The sequence below is a fragment of the Paenibacillus sp. EZ-K15 genome, from assembly GCF_002573715.1.
Classification (GTDB): Bacteria; Bacillota; Bacilli; order Paenibacillales; family Paenibacillaceae; genus Paenibacillus_AQ.
Genome location: NZ_PDHM01000022.1, coordinates 92,612 through 110,982, shown reverse-complemented (window position 1 = coordinate 110,982; position 18,371 = coordinate 92,612). Strand labels below are relative to the sequence as shown.

Sequence of the window (18,371 nt, the reverse complement as noted above, 5' to 3'; positions counted from 1 at the left end):
TTGGGTATGACCGTGTAGTAAACGTAATAAACGACTGCTATAAATTTTTTGTACTACCTCTATTAGTGTGCCCAAAAAAAGACTCTAGTATGAGTTATAGCTCAGGATTGCATAATTAGAACCCGTTTGTGGCATATTGACGATGAACTCTGCCTGTATAAGGAGGTAATTTTGAGTCATGATGGAGTCTAGAGAAACCGAAGCGTCGGAAGAGATACAGAAGGACAGAGCCTCGGATCATTCCGCTGCAGAATCGGTGAACGGTGAAACGGTGGATTGGAACAGCCTGACGTCGGAGGAGAGTGAGATTTCTCGGGAATCTACAATGTTCGATATTGACCGGATGATTAACGAAGGGCTTGGCGGAGGCAATGTCACCCTGGATAACGGGCTGATCGGCCCTTCTACAACCGATACGATGGACGTCGTGGACGAATCGCCAAGAAATATGGAGAAGGAGGACTAAACGTATGGAGATACAGAGAGCCGTGGAGATTTTCAACTCCAAGGATACTTACAAGGTCAACCTGGGAGGAGAGTCCGTGTGGATCGAGCATGTGGATCAGCAGAACGGGATGGCCACCGTTCAGGTTGGTTCCCGTCCGACCAATACACTGACTGTGAACGTAGACCGGCTGAAAGAAGGCGAATAGCTTATTGCAGGGGCTCTTTAGCTCCGTCTAATCGGTTAATAAACACGAGAAACACACCTTGTACGGGTCCCATATTGTTGGAAACCGGATAAGGTGTGTTTGTGTTGACTACGTCGTTAACGAATCCCTCTGAAAAATAATCGGATATCATCAGCCAGCAATTCAGGAGCTTCCAATGCGGCGAAATGGCCGCCTCGGTCGAATTCTGACCAATGCAGTATGTTGTACTGGCGCTGAGCCATGCTCCGAATGGAAAGGTCCTTAGGGAAGACCGCCACGCCCGTGGGCACCGAGCAATATGGTGCTGGCGCTCCCCAATTACTGGAACTTTCTTTATAGATTCTTGCAGAGGAGCCTGCTGTAGCCGTGAGCCAATAGATCGAGACATTTGTAAGAAGGAGATCGAGATCAACCGCATCCTCAGGGAGATCTGCCGTTGGATCTGTCCATGCCTTAAACTTCTCCACAATCCATGCAAGCTGACCAACCGGGGAATCTGTTAAGCCGTAGGATAGTGTCTGCGGTCTGGTTGCTTGAAGGACGGCATATCCGGACCCGTCAAATCCGCCACCGGCTAATTCACCATAGCGCAGCTGCTCTGCAGCCGTAAGGTTCTTGGTTTCAGCAGGATCTCCGGTTGGGAACACCGACAAACCATTACAGTGAACGCCAATGATACGTTCTGCAGCGATCCGGCCAAGTTCAGCCGAAACCAAACACCCGGTATCTCCACCTTGAGCTCCATAGCGTTCATAGCCCAAGCGACGCATTAATTCATCCCACGCTCTAGCTACACGCTCAATGTTCCATCCCCGTTCCGTTGTATGCCCGGAGAAGCCGAAACCTGGAAGGGAAGGGATCACGAGATGAAATGCATCGGACGGATTTCCACCGTACTTGCCTGGGTTGGTGAGCGGTTCAATCATATGTATAAACTCCACAATCGATCCTGGCCAGCCATGGGTAACGATTAGAGGCAGTGCATCAGGCTCAGGGGAGCGAACATGCAGGAAGTGGATATTTTGTCCATCGATGGTGGTCGTGAATTGAGGAAATTCATTCAGCATGGCTTCATATTTACGCCAGTCATATGAATTCTTCCAATAAGTTGATAGCTTCTTTAGGTAAGACATCGGCGTGCCATAATCCCAGTGGTTATCCTCCAGGTCATCAGGCCAGCGAGTACGGGCCAAACGTTCCTTAAGATCAATCAGGTCCAATTCCGGAATTTGAATGTGAAAGGGAGTTATAGTTGTTTCAGAAAAAGGGGCTGTGTTCGGTTTGTTCGTTACGTTCATTGTCATCCTCCTCAAGGTTTTTATCTTTGTTTATCTCTGTTCTGGTTTAACTATAAGGCTTGATCTTTGACTACATCGTGTCAGTGTTTGAAACCTGGGTTGACGTTTCTTTTCCCATCCCAATCTTAAAAGCGAAACTCATGTTCTTGCAGCGGCTTGGGAGGACCGATATAATGAAGATCAAGTATTTTAAGATGTGGGCAAACTAAGTAAAGGGTGGGTTATCAGTGAACAATGGCCGTACGGAGGGCCGGTTTCGAATGAGTTCAAGCAGTCTGGAAGAGACGGAGCAGCTTGCTGCTTGGCTGGCCGCTAGGGCGGAGCCAGGGACTGTCATCGGCCTGGACGGAGATCTTGGAGCAGGGAAAACGGCATTTTCCCAACATTTTGCACGGCACCTTGGTGTGAACGGGGTTGTGAATAGCCCGACATTTACGATTATTAAAGAATATGAGGGGCGTCTGCCGCTCTACCATATGGATGTGTACCGTTTGTCGATCGATGAAGCGGATGAGCTCGGGCTGGATGAGTATTTTTTTGGCGAAGGGGTTTGTCTCGTGGAGTGGAGCAGCCTGATCACCGAGCTTTTGCCGGAGCGTTATCTGCATATCCAGCTTGAAACGACAGGCGAAACTCACCGGATCATCACACTTTCAAGCCAGGGCGAGCCCTATGGCGAGTGGTGCCGGGATTTGAATGAAAAATGGGGTAGCTGGAATGAACAACAATGACACGAAGCCGCAGCAGCGGTTTTTGGCGCTGGATACGTCTACGGCATCGCTGACGGTATCCGTGATGGAGCAGGACAAGCTGCTGTCGGAAGTGAACACGAATGCGGACCGCAACCACTCGGTGCATCTGCACCCGGTGATGGCACAGGCGCTTGCGGAAGCAGGCCTCGGCATGGAACAGATGGACGGCATTGCCGTAGGAGTAGGTCCGGGTTCTTATACAGGGATCCGGATTGCGGTAACGGCTGCCAAAACATTGGCATGGGCTAATCACATCCCGATTGTCGGGGTATCCAGCCTGCATGCCTTGGCATGGGGGGGCTTGAAGTCCGGATGGCATCAAGCCGAGCCGAAGAAGGGAGTCCACTGGGTCATTCCGCTGCTGGATGCAAGACGGGGACAAGTGTACACGGCATTATTCGCTGTCGATTCAGAGAGCCAAGAGGATGCGCCGATACGTATGGAAGAAGACGGTATTCGCCTGATGCAATCCTGGGTGGAGGCCATACAGGAACGGATCAGCAAGCTGCCCGAAGAGGAGCGCCCGGTTTGCCTTTGGTTTACTGGGGAAGTGGAGCTTCATGCCGAAACCGCCCGCGGGCTTGAGCCTGGGTTTGGAGACGGGCTGCATATTCATCCGTATTCGCTTGAAGGCCGCTGGATGGGGTACTTGGGAGCAGCCAGGTTGCTCGCCGGGGAAGCGGATGATGTGCATACACTGGTGCCCAATTATACACAGCTTTCCGAAGCGGAAGCGAACCTGCTGCGTAAGCGGTGAAGGGAGCGTAGGATTCGTCATGGATCAGCAGAAGAAGCCGGTAGATGGTGAAGACGGTTTGTCCTTTCGGTTGATGACCTTGGAGGATATTCCGGAGGTCCTCGTGGTGGAGCGTGAAGCGTTCACCGTGCCTTGGACCGAAGAAGCTTTTCACAATGAGCTGAAACTGAATCATTTTGCACGTTATATGATTATGGAGTACGAAGACAAGACGGTTGGATATGCAGGCATGTGGACGATCGTTGACGAAGCACACGTTACGAATATTGCGCTGCTGGAGCAGTACCGCGGACGCAAGTGGGGCGATCGACTGCTTACGGAACTGATGAAGACCGCTGCCTATATGGGAATGGAGAAAATGACGCTGGAAGTTCGTGTATCCAATCACGTTGCCCAGCACTTATATACCAAAAAAGGGTTTAAGCCAGCTGGTGTCCGGAAGGGGTATTATTCCGATAACCAGGAAGACGCACTCATCATGTGGGCAGATCTGCCCCCTTATCGGGAGGACGATGGCGAGGAAGGAAGTCAAAGGCTATCATGAATGAAGAAAGAGTGGACCGGCAGCACAGCTGCATATTGGCGATAGAAACGAGCTGCGATGAAACCTCGGTTGCCGTTGTAAAGGATGGCTATGAGGTTTTGTCCAGCGTCATTGCCAGCCAGATTGAAACACATAAAGCTTTTGGCGGGGTGGTCCCCGAGGTGGCTTCCCGCAAGCATGTGGAGAGCATTACGCTAATTATTGAACAAGCCGTAGCTGAGGCCGGCATTGAAATGAAGGATTTGTCGGCGATCGCCGTAACGCAGGGACCCGGTTTGGTCGGAGCGCTTCTCGTTGGCGTTATGGCTGCTAAAAGCCTGGCGTTTGCGCTTGGCAAGCCGCTGATCGGCACGCATCATATTGCGGGTCATATTTATGCCAACCGCTTTGTGGGCGATATCGCTTACCCTTGTATGGCGCTGGTTGTTTCCGGCGGTCACACCGAGCTGGTCTACATGAAAGACGAAGGCAGCTTTGAGTTGATCGGCAGGACGCGGGATGATGCGGTTGGCGAAGCGTACGACAAAGTGGCCAGAGCGCTTGGCTTCCCGTATCCCGGGGGTCCGCATGTTGACCGTATGGCATTGGAGGCCGAAGATGTTGTGGAGCTTCCCCGTGTATGGCTGGAGCCGGATTCCTACGACTTTAGCTTCAGCGGTCTGAAATCGGCTGTATTAAATGTCGTCAATCAGAGCAAAATGCGTGGAGAGGAAGTCCGGACGGAAGCGATAGCCCGGGGGTTCCAGGAATCGGTGGTCGAAGTGCTCGTGGAAAAGGCGGTTCGCGCGGTCAGAGCATATGATGCCAAGCAGCTGCTGCTGTGTGGTGGCGTTGCCGCTAATCGCGGGCTCCGTAGAACATTGGCTGAACGTTGCAAGCAGGAAGGGATTATGCTGACGATCCCGCCATTTCAGTATTGTACCGATAACGGAGCGATGATTGCTGCCGCGGCACATTTGAAATGGAAGCAGGGGAGCTTTACGTCGCTCGATATGAAGGCCGACCCGCAAATGTCGCTGGAACTTTGGGCGGAGCCATTAAGCTAAAGCGTCTTGACACGTCTTTGTATAGGACGTATAATCTTGATCAAATTCCAGAATGTTGAAACGCGAAGAACAGAACCAGTAAGGTGAACCTTGGATAAAGAGAGCTGCGGGACGGTGCAACGCAGACGAGAGGGACCTGAACTCACCTGGGAGCGGAGCAAGGGAACCTTGCGCAATGAAATGCCGATCAGGCATGGATTGATTGCGGAGTTTGACCTTGTTACGGGATGGCCTCCGTGAGAACGGCTGCGCACAAATCATTTGTGATTTGGCTATGGAGGGGGCTTTAAGGTCCGGGAACAGCATGAACCCGGGAGCTTAGAGTCAACAAGAGTGGTACCGCGATAGGATAGCCTGTCGTCTCTTGAATAAGAGATGGCAGGCTTTTTTGCATTCTTATTAGGCAGCTAATGCTTTGATCAAGCAGCAGTGTGGGCATATGAAAAACGAAACAGTGAAAAAGAGGCAGGATACCCGGTGAAGTGCCGGATATCATGAGATTCTGCATAACAGCATATCGTATAAACGCGATGAACGGGAGCAGTAAAAGAGAGCTGTCTACAGAGAGCTGCGGGTTTGGTGTAACGTGCAGCGGCAGCAAACTTTGAATCTCGCCCGGGAGTGGAAGAGGGGAACAGCAGCACGCATTGGTTGATGGAGCAAAACAGCCCAACGACCATGAATGCAGCTATACTCTCTTACGGAGTTTCCTCCGTCATCAGGATGTCCATTCTCTTCATGTCGGGCCGGTATGAGGAGATTATGGACGTGAGTGGACGTGTATATGTCGCGGCGGAACAGCTGCGAACGAGGCGCGTCAATTAGAGTGGTACCACGGAGGGTGTTAGCCCGTCGTCTCTTATATGAAGAGATGGCGGGCTTTTTTCAAGGCCACCCAAGACGCGGCCAGAAGGCGAATTCATCTGTTTATTTCGTCTTCCGACATCCATCTTCGCTACCAGCTGCGCATGAGCCGTCCGGATGTAGTGGCAAGGGCACGTGAGATGACAGCTTATGCGAAGCAGTTCAGCGACGTGGTGGAATTTACGGCGATGGATGCCTCGCGCACCAGCATTGACGACCTGATTGAGATGGTGGAGGCCGTCATTGAAGAGGGCGCAACGATTATCAATCTGCCCGATACGGTTGGATATGCGCTTCCGAATGAATATGGTCAGATGTTCCGACGCGTGCGGGAAGGCGCCCGTGGCGGAAAGACGGTCGCCTACAGCGCCCATTGCCACAATGATCTCGGTCTGGCTGTAGCCAACAGCCTGGCCGCGATCGAGAACGGTGCCAGCCAAATCGAGGTTACCGTGAATGGGGTGGGCGAACGTACAGGCAACTGCGCACTGGAGGAGCTGGTCATGGCTCTATCTACCCGGGGTGACTTGCTGCGGGCGGAGACGGGTATTACGGCCGAGAAGCTGTATGAAGTATCCCGTCTCGTTAGCGGTGCGATGCATTTTCCAATTGCCTTTAATAAGCCTGTGGTCGGTCGGAACGCCTTCCAGCATGAATCCGGCATCCACCAGGACGGTCTGCTGAAGGATCGAAGCACCTACGAGATTATGGACCCGGAAAAGCTGGGGATTCCGCGGAGCATGATCGTGCTGGGCAAGCATTCCGGTCGTCATGCGCTGAAGGATCGTCTTGCCAGGTACGGTGTCCAGCTCGATGGAGCCGAGATGGAGTCCTTGTACGATACCTTCAAGGAGACGGCTGACCGCCAGAAGGTGGTCAGCGATGATCAGCTGCTGCAGATGGTGAGCAGCACACTAGGCAAACCGGCCCAAGTATATGAGCTGACCGAGGCGCAGGTCATTTCGGGAACGGGCAGCAGCCGGGTTGCGGCCGTCACGCTGCGTCATCTGAGCGAGCAAACGGAAGCCACCTACTCGAGCGTGGCGGACGGTCCGGTGCAAGCCGTTATTTCGGCGATCAGCCAAGGAATTAGCAGCGCCATCCGCTTTGGCGATCTGGAACTTCATTCCTTAAGCAGCGGCGAAGATGCGCATGCTGAAGCGGCGGTCACGGTTGAGAAGGCCGGCAAGATCTTCCGCGGCACGGCCGTGCACCAGGATATCGTTATGGCCGCAGGCCTGGCATACGTTGCTGCATGCAACTCGGCGTTGATGTCGGTCTAGGCGAGGAAGCTGAACAAGGAACCTTAACGTCTCCACTTCGATAATTGTCGGCACAAGCGACCTTCCGAACTGCACTGAGGAAGGTCGCTTTTTTCAAAATCTAGCTCAATATAACTGGCTAATAACAAGTGGTAAGTCTATATAGAAGGCTATTATATAAGACATGTAATTCTGTCAAGTTGTGAACAACGTTATCCACATATTCGCCGAAAAATGTGCATAAGCGAGAAAAATGTCGATAAATCGGTCTTTTGCAATACGCTGAAAAGAGGGGACAGGATTTTCAATTTCTTCGGTGGAAACTGTGGATAATGTGAATAACTTAGTGGATAAAGTTGGATATAGGACCGAAGATGCGCGAATAACAACAAAAAAATGGCCATTTCGGCCATTTCCATGGTAAACTTATGCACCATTATTGGGGATAAGTTTGTGTATAAATGCAAAACTCCATTTGAAACACTTTTGTGAATTTTTTTTAAGTTTCCAGCAATGACTCCCATTCGGCAAAAATTTGCTCAAGCTGACTCTTTTTCTCCTCTAACGACTGCTGACGTTCTTGGAGTGCCATATAATCCTGATAGATCTCCGGCAGCGTCATCTCGGTCTCTAGCTCGGAGATGTCCGATTCCAAAGCATGAATTTGCTCTTCCAGACTTGTGAGCTTGCGCTGACGATTTCGTTCCTCCCGCTTTGCTTGCTTTTCGGCTTCAAAAGAAACGGCCCCCTGTTTCTCGACGGTAGCTTCGGCTTTCCCTTCCACCTTCAGCGTGTGACGAGCAAACGGCTCGGAAGGTTCGTCATTCATATCGAGAATTTCCTGCTTTTTCTCCGTATAGTCGTCATAATTACCCAGGAAATGTTGAATGCCGTCCGGATGAAGCTCGATGATGCGTTCGGCCATTTTGTTGAGGAAGTAACGGTCATGGGATATGAACAATAAAGTGCCTTCGTAATCCATTAGTGCCGATTCCAGAACTTCTTTTGCAAATAAGTCGAGATGGTTCGTCGGCTCGTCCAAGATGAGCATGTTGGCTTCCAGGAGCATCAGCTTGGCAAGCGAGACGCGAGCTTTTTCCCCACCGCTTAAGGAACTGATCTTCTTGAGCACATCTTCGCCGCTGAAGAGGAAGTTGCCCAGAACGGTGCGGATGCGGGCTTCCTCCATATGCGGATAGGTACCCCATAGTTCTTCCAGAACGGTATTGCTTGGATTCAGCTCGGATTGCTCTTGATCGTAGTAGCCGATCTTCACTTTTGTCCCCCATTGAAGCGATCCGGCCGTTGGCTTCAATGTACCGATCAGGCATTTAAGGAGCGTCGATTTGCCAACTCCGTTGGGACCGATCAAAGCTACGGTTTCCGCGCGGCTGAGATCAAAGGAAACCTGCCTAAACAATGGCTTGTCCTGCCCGAACGCAAGCGCCAGATCCCGCACATGAAGCACATCCTTGCCTGACATATACTCGGCTTCAAAAGAAAAGTGTGCTTTCTTCAGATCCCCCAGCGGTTTGTCCATCCGTTCCATTTTATCCAGCGCTTTGCGACGGCTCTGCGCCCGCTTAGTTGTAGAGGCCCGGACCAGATTTCGCTGAATGAAGGTCTCCATGCGGGAGATCTCATCCTGCTGCTTCTCGTATTGCTTCAGTTGGGATTCGTATTCCGCTGCCTTCAGCTCAATATACCGGCTGTAGTTCCCCGTATATTTTTTGGAGTGACGGCGTTCGATTTCAACGATGGTCGTCACGAGACGATCCAGGAAATAGCGGTCGTGGGAAACGACAAGCAATGAACCGGAATAGCCTCGTAGATAATCCTCCAGCCAGGTGAGGGTTGCGATATCCAGATGGTTCGTCGGTTCATCCAGCATGAGCAGGTCGGGTGCCTGCAGCAATATTTTTGCAAGAGCCAGCCTTGTCTTCTGCCCGCCGCTTAATGTGGCAATGGAGGTATCCGGCGAAAAGCTGCCAAATCCCATGCCGTGGAGGACGCTGCGGATACGTGTTTCGATCTCATAACCGCCCTGATCCTTGAACCAGTCCGAACGGATCGCATAACGATCCAGAAGCTCCTGGTATTTCTTCGGATCGTCGCTCGACCTCGGGTCGGCAATTTGTTCCTCCATCTGACGCAGCTCGCGCTCCATCTCCAGAAGGGGAGTGAAGACATCCAGCATCTCGTTCCATATCGACGAATCGGACTGAAGCCCGCTGTTCTGGGCAAGATAACCGACGGTGGTTTCCTTAGCCTTGAAGATTTGTCCGCCATCATAAGACATCTCGCCTGCCAAAATTTTGAGCAGGGTCGATTTCCCGGCTCCATTGACTCCGACAAGGCCGATTCTTTCGCGTTCAAGCACCTGTAGACTGATCCCGTCCAGCACGGGCGTAACTCCGTATAATTTCGTAATGCCATTGGCTTGCAGCAGCATGTTATGTGAAACCTCCATCATTCTATATGTTTGTTCGATTAATTCTTCACTATAAGAAAAACCTCTACCGACGTACACTCTCAGAAGACAGACCGCATATAGCGGAAGTTTTTCTTGCGAGATAAGGAGGGTATGCCTTTGATGTATATACATTCATATCTCTTAAGAAAAACCTCTACCGACGTACACTCTCAGAAGACATCTCGTTTAGAAGTTGTTTTTCTTCCGATATCAGGATGTTCATGCATTGAAGTTTATACGTTCTGATATCTTAAAGTGCGTGTTCAAAAAGGTCGATTTTCAGCACCGAAGCTTATGCTTCCGATGTGCGTTTTTTCAAAACGCTTCAGTTGGATGAAGCTAGGGACGTCAGGAGCGGAGCGTATTTTTTGGGTACGTGAGCACCTGAAATGTTTCCGCAGGAAACATACTTCGGAAGCTTCTACTTAGGCCCGGCTGAATTCAAGATTCGATGCCGAATATGCTTTCAGTGTTACTTCGTGTTAGATATAGGATTTATAAGTTATCAACGGAGTTGATGAAATTCTATATCGCAAGAAAACCTACTTCTGAATCGCGGTCGCTCAGCCTTGAATTTGCCTCGATTGGTTTTCTTATCAAAAGCGGACTTTTTGAACAACCTCTTAAAGTAAGTGTACATGAAAATGACCGAACAATCGACCATGATTGGCGACTTGCTGCATTCTTGGCTAAAGGAAGGAACAGTGGTAAACTAAACATAATTATAAGCGTGAGAGGAAAGATCACGTGTTGAACCCTGAGGAAGAATTGAAGCGGGTATCCGCAAAAGATGCCCTGCGCAAAATGATGCTATCACGCAGGGATGAATTATCCGAGGAAGAGCGGGCGAAGCGATCGCAGCAAGCCTGCGAGTTTGCTTCGGAGGTCATGAATCGGCTTCAACTTCAGAGCATGATGATTTATGTCCCCTTTCGCTCCGAGCTGGATTCCCGGCCGCTTGTTGAATGGGCATGGAAGCAGGGGATTCAGGTTATCGTTCCCCGGAGTTTGCCCCAAGACCGTTCGCTGGAATTGTATAAACTTCACGCATGGAATGAGCTGATTCCCGGAGCTTACGGTATTCTGGAGCCTGATCCGCATAGATCACAGAAATGGATGAACCATAGGCCTGATATCATCTGGGTGCCAGGGCTTGCGTTTGACAGGAAGGGCGGAAGACTTGGATACGGAGGCGGTTATTATGACCGGCTGTCGGACAGGCTTAATCAGGGAGCACAAGATAACTCTCGTCAGATCGGTGAGCCTTTGTGGGTGGGAATCGGTTACGAGGTTCAGGTCTTGGAGCATGTTCCCATGGAAGAGCATGATAGGGTATTGGACAGTTTGGTTACGGAACGGGGACATACTGTGAAGGCCAGACCTGCAGCGGAGGGATAAGAGATGGAATTGAGTCATTTTAATGGCCAAGGCAGAGCACGCATGGTGGATGTCAGTGATAAGGATGTAACGGCCCGGACAGCGGTAGCAAAGACTACGGTTCGTATGCACCCGGATACGCTGATTCGCATCCATGAGGGGAAGATCGGCAAGGGAGATGTGCTTGCCGTAGCACAGGTTGCGGCTATCATGGCGGCGAAGAACACGTCAAACTGGATTCCGATGTGTCATCCGCTGCCGTTGACCGGCGTGAATGTGGAGTTCAGCGATAATGCTAGAGATGAGTTATATATAGAAACGACGGTGAAGACCACAGGCAAAACCGGCGTTGAAATGGAAGCTTTGACAGCAGCTTCAGCGGCTGCGCTGACGGTCTATGACATGTGCAAAGCCTTGCAAAAAGACATGGTCATCGGCCCGACCTATCTGGTAAGCAAAACCGGTGGGAAGAGCGGGGATTACATACAAGAAACAACATAGCATTGCATAGAGACAGGAGATTCGAACGAGTGGGAAGGAGAGAGGGCAGATGGTGTGGAAAACGGCGATCCTAACGGCGAGCGATAAAGGTTCGCGGGGGGAACGCGAGGATACGAGCGCTCAAGTGATCCGGGAATTGGTGGAGGAAGAGTTGAGCGGAGAAATTATTGAATACCGGATCGTACCGGACGAGCCGGATGAAATTATCGCGGCATTGATCGAACTGACGGATTATTATCAAGTGGATCTCGTACTCACGACAGGCGGAACGGAGCTGGCGGTCCGGGATGTTACCCCGGAGGCAACCAAGCGGGTCATCGAACGGGAAGTGCCCGGCATCGTAGAAGCGATGCGTGCTGCCGTCATGCAGAAGAATCGGAGCGCGATGCTGTTTCGGGGCGTATGCGGCGTCCGCGGCCGTACCTTGATTGTCAATCTGCCGGGCTCGCCTAAAGGCGTACACGAGAATCTGGCGGCGGTTATGGATCAGCTTCCGGAGGCACTGCTGATGGTAACGGGGCAGTATCGCGAGCAGCTCTAGGGATATCTTATTAGATAATTATGTAAATAATCTGTCACGATTCTAGACTGTATATGTGATTTACATTATGGTATGATGGCGGTATATGAGCTTGTTTCAACTGCTGTAGTCGGATTATGGTCTTAAGTTAACACCTGTTGTAGTGCAAGGCGTGACGGATTTAGATCATCCTGAGGTCCTTTAAAGGCATTAAGCAGGACAAGGAGGAGAATAGATATGAGTACAATTGGAGTGCCGGGTATTATTTTGCTCGTCATTTTGGCGCTACTCTTGTTCGGACCGAACAAGCTTCCTGAACTGGGACGTGCGGTCGGAAGAACATTCCGTGAGTTTAAGGATGGTGCGCGCGAGATTATTGCTGACGATGCACCGGCGAAGAAGAAAGAAGAGGCTCCCCAGCAAGCCGTTGCCGCTGAGCCAACCAAGGTTGAGGATAAGCGTCTTCCGGAATAATGCAAGGTTTGAAGTCCCTTCCTTCGGGAGGGATTTTGTTTTGTCAGGGTCACATATAGGGTGGTGGTTAACATGTCGGAGCAAGTGAAAGATATGGCGCTTGTAGAGCATTTGGGCGAGCTTCGCAAACGAATTATAGTCGTGCTCGTGGTATTCGTAGCGGGGCTGATCGGGGGGCTTTTTGTTGCGGAGCCGATCTATCATTATTTGACAGCAGCGGAAGAAGCCAAGAACTTTGAACTGCATGCGTTCTCCTTCTGGGATGGTATCGGGATTTACATGAAAATCGCTGCCATTTTCTCGCTTGTCATTTCCGTTCCGCTGATCTTCTATCAGCTGTGGGCGTTCGTCAAGCCGGGACTCCGCAAAGAAGAGCAGAAAGCGGCCATTCGTTACGTACCGTATGCGTTTCTTCTGTTCATCGTGGGGATAACGTTCGGATATTACATCGTGTTTCCGATGACTCTGTCGTTCACGACAACGATTACACAGAGCATGGGGCTCCAGGAAACCTACGGAATTACCAATTACTTGAATTTCATGTTTAATCTCGTATTGCCACTGGCCTTGCTGTTTGAGCTGCCGCTTGTGGTGATGTTCTTAACGAAAATCCGCATTCTGAATCCGCTTCGGCTCAGAAAAATGCGCAAAGTAGCTTATTTCGTGCTTGCATTCATTGCGGCTGTCATTACGCCGCCGGACTTCATATCGGATATCCTGGTTACGATTCCACTTCTGCTTCTGTACGAATTCAGCATGTTTCTGTCTTCCGTGATCTATCGCAAGCAATTAGAGGCAGACATGGAATGGGACAGCCGGTATGGACGGGTAGACGAAGAGGAATGACAGTGATTATAATATGTTTTGCAAAATAGGATCGCATGAGAATAAGAACAACCCGCCTAACTTCACTCCACGGGAGTATGGTTTGCGGGTTGTTTTTTTGTTCAAGAATCGAATGGTTAGGAATCAATTTCATAAGTGCATTAGCTCCCGGTCTCATGGGAATCATTTCATAACATCCTAACTTTCATCTTGAGCATATCTCCCCAGCGCCAGACTTTCGCCCTGTTGAAATAGGAACGCTTGGAAGACAATAAGGATATCGGACATCACACGGTCAATACAGAAGGAGAGTTTCCGGATATGAATATAACGGAAGAAATGAAATTGACGATACAGCAAGAACTTGAGCGGATAGAGCGGGAGGAAGGGGTTCTTATCCTGTATGCATGCGAATCAGGCAGCAGGGCCTGGGGCTTCCCGTCGACAGACAGCGATTATGACGTAAGGTTTATCTATATCAGACCCGTGGAGTGGTATTTATCCATATTCGACAAGCGAGATGTGATTGAGCGACCGATCAGCGACAGGCTGGATATGAGCGGTTGGGATTTGAAAAAAGCGCTGGGGCTTTTTCGCAAGTCGAATCCGCCCCTGCTTGAGTGGTTGGAGTCCCCCATCAAGTATAAGGAAACGCTTGGCATCGCCCAGCAAATCCGCAGCATATCTCCGCTTGCGTTCTCGCCTAAATCTTGCATGCACCACTACCTGAACATGGCCAAAGGAAATTACCGGATGTATCTGCAAGGGGGGGACGTTAAGATCAAAAAGTATTTTTATGTACTGCGTCCGATCCTGGCATGCGACTGGATTCAATCCTACAACGAGATGCCTCCTATGCAATTCGAGCTGCTTACGGATCGCCTATTAGATCAGGGGAGTGCACTGAAACAGGAGATCGATCAATTGCTTCTTCGTAAACGTTCGGGTGAAGAAATGGATTATGAACCGAAGCTTCCCGTCATCAATGCATTTATAGAAGAGAAATTAAACGAATATGAACAGCTAGCCAAGGATAAGAAGCACCAAGATACGGATCTGGATCAAAGGCTGGATGCTTTGTTTCGGAACGCGCTGGTTGAAGCATGGGGAACCGGCGGACCGCAGTCATTCACGGTTTGACGAAAGGGGAGAGACCTTTTGGCATTCAGCCGTACAGTGTTCCTTAAGACTCAGGCATATTTTGGCTGGTCATGGATACAATGGAGGAGGGGGTTTAGAGACAACCCCAATCAGAGTCCGAATTGCAAAAAAATGATCAAAAAATCATGCAAAGGACTTGAAATTTTAAGACAACTTGAGTATCATAAAATTGGTTGTTAGCACTGAGGGTTGTCGAGTGCTAATACATAAAGCTTTGAAAAAAGCATCACAACATATTTAAAGGAGGCTATTTTTTCATGATCAGACCTTTAGGTGAACGCGTATTGGTAGAACCGATCGAACAAGAAGAAACTACGGCATTCGGGATTGTACTTCCTGACTCTGCTAAAGAAAAGCCGCAAGAAGGTAAAGTTATTGCTGTAGGCAGTGGCTCCCTGAAAGACGGCGCACGTGTACCTTTGGAAGTTAAAGAAGGCGACCGCGTCATTTTCTCCAAATACGCTGGAACAGAAATCAAATACGAAGGTAAAGAATATTTGATTATGAAAGAAAGCGACATCCACGCGATCTTAGGCTAATGAACGCCTGAATATATCTTTGTTTCACTATTTCATAATCCACTAGGGAGGTATGTAATACCATGGCAAAAGACATTAAGTTCAGTGAAGACGCCCGTCGCGCAATGCTTCGCGGTGTAGACGCTTTGGCAAATGCAGTTAAAGTAACACTCGGACCGAAAGGCCGCAACGTGGTTCTTGAGAAGAAATTCGGAAGCCCGCTCATCACGAATGACGGTGTAACCATCGCTAAAGAAATCGAGCTGGAAGATGCATTCGAGAACATGGGTGCTCAGCTTGTTAAAGAAGTAGCTACCAAAACCAACGATGTTGCCGGTGACGGTACAACAACGGCAACGGTTCTGGCTCAAGCTATGATCCGTGAAGGTCTGAAGAACGTAACAGCTGGCGCAAACCCAATGATCATCCGTAAGGGTATCGACAAAGCGGTTAGAGCAGCTGTGGCTGAACTTCAAAACATCGCGAAAGAAGTTAAAAACCACCAGGAAATCGCTCAAGTCGCTTCCGTATCTGCAGCTGACGAAGAAGTAGGTCAACTGATTGCAGAAGCTATGGATAAAGTGGGCAAAGACGGCGTCATCACCGTTGAAGAATCCCGCGGCTTCTTGACGGAGCTGGAAGTTGTAGAAGGTATGCAATTCGACCGCGGCTACATCTCTCCATACATGATTACTGATACGGATAAAATGGAAGCTGTTCTTGAGAATCCATACATCCTGATCACCGATAAAAAAGTAACCAATACGCAAGAGATCCTGCCGATCCTTGAAAAAATCGTACAGCAGGGCAAACCGCTCGTTCTGATCGCGGAAGACATCGAAGGCGAAGCGCAAGCGATGCTGATCGTGAACAAACTGCGCGGTACGTTTAACGCTGTTGCTGTTAAAGCTCCTGGCTTCGGTGACCGTCGTAAAGCCATGCTGCAAGATATCGCTGCATTGACTGGCGGCCAAGTGATTACGGAAGAGCTCGGTCTTGACCTGAAAACAGCTTCCATCGATCAATTGGGTACCGCTCGTCAAGTGCGCGTAACCAAAGAGAACACCATTATCGTTGATGGCGCTGGCAACAAAGAAGACATCGATGCTCGCGTGAAGCAAATCCGCAACCAATTGGAAGAAACCACTTCCGATTTCGACAAAGAAAAATTGCAAGAGCGTCTGGCTAAATTGGCTGGTGGCGTAGCTGTGGTCAAAGTCGGTGCGGCTACTGAAACAGAACTGAAAGAACGCAAACTGCGCATCGAAGATGCCCTCAACGCAACCCGCGCTGCGGTTGAAGAAGGTATGGTATCCGGTGGTGGTACAGCGCTCGTTAACGTATACAACGCTGTTGCTGCTGTTCAAGTAGAAGGCGACGAGAAAACAGGCGTGAACATCGTTCTGCGCGCTCTGGAAGAGCCAATCCGCACGATTGCAGCAAACGCTGGTAAAGAAGGTTCTGTTATCGTTGAGCGTCTGAAAAAAGAAGAGATCGGTATCGGCTACAACGCTGCTACAGACACTTGGGTGAACATGTTCGAAGCAGGTATCGTTGACCCTGCAAAAGTAACGCGTTCCGCTCTTCAAAACGCAGCTTCCGTTGCGGCTATGTTCCTGACAACCGAAGCGGTTATCGCTGACAAGCCAGAACCAGAAAAACCAGCTATGCCTGATATGGGCGGCATGGGTGGAATGGGCGGCATGATGTAAGTAAGGCCCCAAAAGCCTGTCATATCAATGAAAAAGAGACCTCTCGGGGTCTCTTTTCTTGTATAAGCTTCACAAATGTATAGATGTCTTTAAGAGTAGTAGCGGAAGCTAGAGGGGAATTAAGTATTTTGGGATAATAGAATCAAGACAGCGACAATTACAGAGAAGTGATTTACAAATATATGCCAACTTGATTATACTTAAAAAAGTAAACTGAAGGCATCGGTAAAAAAATCCCTGCTGGCCTATGCTGGCAGGGATTTTTTTGTTTGAAAGGGGGGGAGCAATTGGTATGAAAAAGTTATTCTTGAAATTTGGAACAGCGGTCTTATCCTTGTTATTGGTTTGGTTGGTCCTTAATTATTTTCCGGAGTTAGATGACATTGATGTAAACCAACCAATACCGGGTACCGTTGTCGAATTGGAGTTTCCAGCGGATAGATATCCTGAGACAGCGGATCACATACAAAAGGCCATTGAATCCGGCCATTCCGAAGTTTGTACCATTGATCGAACTGGTGCAGATGATAACAGGAGTTCTTCGCTAAAAGGAATCCCTACAAAAAAAGGATATGATCGGGATGAGTGGCCGATGGCCATGTGTGCCGAAGGCGGGGACGGTGCAAGTGTCGAATACATAGATCCATCTGACAATCGAGGAGCGGGAAGCTGGGTAGGTAACTATTTGGAGGGATACCCGGACGGTACCCAAGTACATTTCATTTTTAGATAGCAAAAAGAACCTACTAGCTATATGCCAGTAGGTTCTTTTTTGCGTCTAGTCGTATCAATCGACTCACATGCTTTATTTCCTCTAATGGTACCCAGACTGGCCCATAAACACTCCGCATCTCTAAGCGATCTGTACAAGCATCAGGTATACCTTGTAATACTGCGCCATCAATAAGGTATATCGTTACGTTTTGCTTCTTCTGTATGGCTATTTTCAGTTCTTTATCCCACATTTGATTGATCACGCACCCATGACTAAAGTAATAATGTCAGTATATCAAAGGTGGGTAAAATTTACTACAATTCATTTGAACACAAGTAGAGGTTAACTGTAAAAATACTTCGCATTATAGGTAATGCTCCGATAGCATCGGTAAGAGACCTCACTGGCTTAGGCTGGTGAGGTTCTTTTTTGTTAAAGCATATTGGCCCTGGCATTGTATGAGATTTTGAATACTTTGTATTGAGATCGTAGAAAAGGAGGAGACCTCATGGGCGAAGTTGGTTACGAAAGTGTTGGAGGATACGGCGGTAAAAACTCAGTCGCGGCGATTCTTGTTCTCTTTATTTTGTTGGTAATCATTACTAGTGCCTTTGTATAATATTCCCTGCATGACAAAGACCCTACTGGCTAATGCTGGCAGGGTCTATTTCTTACTAATTTTAGAATACATAATGTTAAGGATTTGATGTAGCTATAGTCTGTTAAATTTCAGTTGCGATCGGGAACCATCCTGGAGTATGGATGATTTTCAGCCATAACGAATCAGCAATCCCCAACTTTTCTTGATCATTTAAAGTTAACTCTGTACGAATTTCGTTTTCCTTACCCAAAGTTATGAAAATTAGCATGTCATTGCGAGTATGAAAAGGCTCCCGAGAGGGAGCATTTTTTATATAAC

General features: G+C 49.2%; 20 protein-coding genes and 1 other annotated feature. Of the genes, 18 read left to right on the top strand and 2 right to left on the bottom strand.

The genetic code is table 11. From position 1 onward, the window contains the following. The first annotated feature begins 178 nt into the window (after window positions 1-178). Together CRG97_RS27230 and CRG97_RS27225 are read left to right on the top strand one after the other, a co-directional pair. Window positions 179-466, top strand: a complete 288-nt coding sequence (locus tag CRG97_RS27230) for a hypothetical protein (RefSeq protein ID WP_098748765.1) — start codon at window positions 179-181, stop codon at window positions 464-466. Between the two features lie 4 nt (window positions 467-470). Further along, entirely contained in the window at window positions 471-653 is a 183-nt protein-coding gene (locus CRG97_RS27225; RefSeq protein ID WP_076324721.1) for an H-type small acid-soluble spore protein, read from the top strand. 116 nt (window positions 654-769) lie between these two features. Here the strand turns inward: CRG97_RS27225 and CRG97_RS27220 are convergent, their stop codons facing one another. Next, complete coding sequence (locus CRG97_RS27220) at window positions 770-1,951, bottom strand: epoxide hydrolase family protein (RefSeq protein ID WP_098748764.1); 1,182 nt, start codon at window positions 1,949-1,951, stop codon at window positions 770-772. 260 nt (window positions 1,952-2,211) lie between these two features. Between CRG97_RS27220 and tsaE the strand changes: the two genes are divergently transcribed. From tsaE to CRG97_RS27195, 6 genes are all read left to right on the top strand, one after another. Then, a complete protein-coding gene (gene tsaE, locus CRG97_RS27215; protein WP_098748763.1) occupies window positions 2,212-2,682 on the top strand; it encodes a tRNA (adenosine(37)-N6)-threonylcarbamoyltransferase complex ATPase subunit type 1 TsaE in 471 nt (156 codons plus the stop codon). Beyond that, on the top strand, window positions 2,669-3,460 hold the full coding sequence (gene tsaB, locus CRG97_RS27210; protein ID WP_098748762.1) for a tRNA (adenosine(37)-N6)-threonylcarbamoyltransferase complex dimerization subunit type 1 TsaB: 792 nt from the start codon (window positions 2,669-2,671) through the stop codon (window positions 3,458-3,460). The genes tsaE and tsaB overlap by 14 nt, the downstream gene beginning before the upstream one ends. 19 nt (window positions 3,461-3,479) lie before the next feature. Next, window positions 3,480-4,004 carry a ribosomal protein S18-alanine N-acetyltransferase gene (gene rimI, locus CRG97_RS27205; protein ID WP_098748761.1) on the top strand — a complete coding sequence of 175 codons (525 nt, stop codon included), beginning with the start codon at window positions 3,480-3,482 and terminating at the stop codon, window positions 4,002-4,004. After that, on the top strand, window positions 4,001-5,050 hold the full coding sequence (gene tsaD / locus CRG97_RS27200) for a tRNA (adenosine(37)-N6)-threonylcarbamoyltransferase complex transferase subunit TsaD (protein WP_098748760.1): 1,050 nt from the start codon (window positions 4,001-4,003) through the stop codon (window positions 5,048-5,050). Before rimI ends, tsaD begins: the two co-directional genes overlap by 4 nt. A 114-nt stretch (window positions 5,051-5,164) precedes the next feature. Continuing rightward, a complete protein-coding gene (locus tag CRG97_RS34055) occupies window positions 5,165-5,290 on the top strand; it encodes a hypothetical protein (RefSeq protein WP_272914380.1) in 126 nt (41 codons plus the stop codon). A gap of 281 nt (window positions 5,291-5,571) precedes the next feature. Beyond that, window positions 5,572-5,913 (top strand) — a binding site (T-box leader). Then, entirely contained in the window at window positions 5,914-7,197 is a 1,284-nt protein-coding gene (locus CRG97_RS27195) for a 2-isopropylmalate synthase (RefSeq protein WP_237566596.1), read from the top strand. A gap of 478 nt (window positions 7,198-7,675) precedes the next feature. On the opposite strand, the gene CRG97_RS27190 is transcribed toward CRG97_RS27195, so the two are convergent. Further along, the gene (locus tag CRG97_RS27190; protein WP_098748759.1) at window positions 7,676-9,628 is read right to left on the bottom strand and encodes an ABC-F family ATP-binding cassette domain-containing protein; all 1,953 of its coding nucleotides are present in this window, start codon (window positions 9,626-9,628) and stop codon (window positions 7,676-7,678) included. 768 nt (window positions 9,629-10,396) lie between these two features. Between CRG97_RS27190 and CRG97_RS27180 the strand changes: the two genes are divergently transcribed. The 10 genes from CRG97_RS27180 (at window position 10,397) to yjcZ (ending at window position 18,071) form a co-directional block, all read left to right on the top strand. After that, window positions 10,397-11,047: a 5-formyltetrahydrofolate cyclo-ligase gene (locus CRG97_RS27180; RefSeq protein WP_237566595.1), complete on the top strand. Its 651-nt coding sequence runs from the start codon at window positions 10,397-10,399 to the stop codon at window positions 11,045-11,047. A 3-nt stretch (window positions 11,048-11,050) separates the two neighbouring features. After that, window positions 11,051-11,527, top strand: a complete 477-nt coding sequence (gene moaC / locus CRG97_RS27175; protein WP_076324713.1) for a cyclic pyranopterin monophosphate synthase MoaC — start codon at window positions 11,051-11,053, stop codon at window positions 11,525-11,527. Window positions 11,528-11,576: 49 nt separating this feature from the next. Then, window positions 11,577-12,068, top strand: a complete 492-nt coding sequence (locus tag CRG97_RS27170) for a MogA/MoaB family molybdenum cofactor biosynthesis protein (RefSeq protein ID WP_098748757.1) — start codon at window positions 11,577-11,579, stop codon at window positions 12,066-12,068. A 216-nt stretch (window positions 12,069-12,284) separates the two neighbouring features. Then, entirely contained in the window at window positions 12,285-12,521 is a 237-nt protein-coding gene (locus CRG97_RS27165) for a twin-arginine translocase TatA/TatE family subunit (protein ID WP_076324711.1), read from the top strand. A 72-nt stretch (window positions 12,522-12,593) separates the two neighbouring features. After that, a complete protein-coding gene (gene tatC, locus CRG97_RS27160) occupies window positions 12,594-13,367 on the top strand; it encodes a twin-arginine translocase subunit TatC (RefSeq protein ID WP_098748756.1) in 774 nt (257 codons plus the stop codon). Between the two features lie 300 nt (window positions 13,368-13,667). Continuing rightward, window positions 13,668-14,486, top strand: coding sequence for a nucleotidyltransferase domain-containing protein (locus tag CRG97_RS27155; protein ID WP_098748755.1), 819 nt, complete (start codon window positions 13,668-13,670; stop codon window positions 14,484-14,486). 278 nt (window positions 14,487-14,764) lie between these two features. Next, window positions 14,765-15,046 (top strand): co-chaperone GroES, encoded by a 282-nt coding sequence (gene groES / locus CRG97_RS27150; protein WP_006212454.1) that lies wholly within the window; start codon window positions 14,765-14,767, stop codon window positions 15,044-15,046. 62 nt (window positions 15,047-15,108) lie between these two features. After that, complete coding sequence (gene groL / locus CRG97_RS27145; RefSeq protein ID WP_076324708.1) at window positions 15,109-16,737, top strand: chaperonin GroEL; 1,629 nt, start codon at window positions 15,109-15,111, stop codon at window positions 16,735-16,737. Between the two features lie 292 nt (window positions 16,738-17,029). Beyond that, window positions 17,030-17,470 carry a NucA/NucB deoxyribonuclease domain-containing protein gene (locus CRG97_RS27140; protein WP_076324707.1) on the top strand — a complete coding sequence of 147 codons (441 nt, stop codon included), beginning with the start codon at window positions 17,030-17,032 and terminating at the stop codon, window positions 17,468-17,470. 490 nt (window positions 17,471-17,960) lie between these two features. Beyond that, the gene (yjcZ, locus tag CRG97_RS27130) at window positions 17,961-18,071 is read left to right on the top strand and encodes a sporulation protein YjcZ (RefSeq protein ID WP_083659774.1); all 111 of its coding nucleotides are present in this window, start codon (window positions 17,961-17,963) and stop codon (window positions 18,069-18,071) included. The last annotated feature ends 300 nt before the right edge of the window (window positions 18,072-18,371 follow it).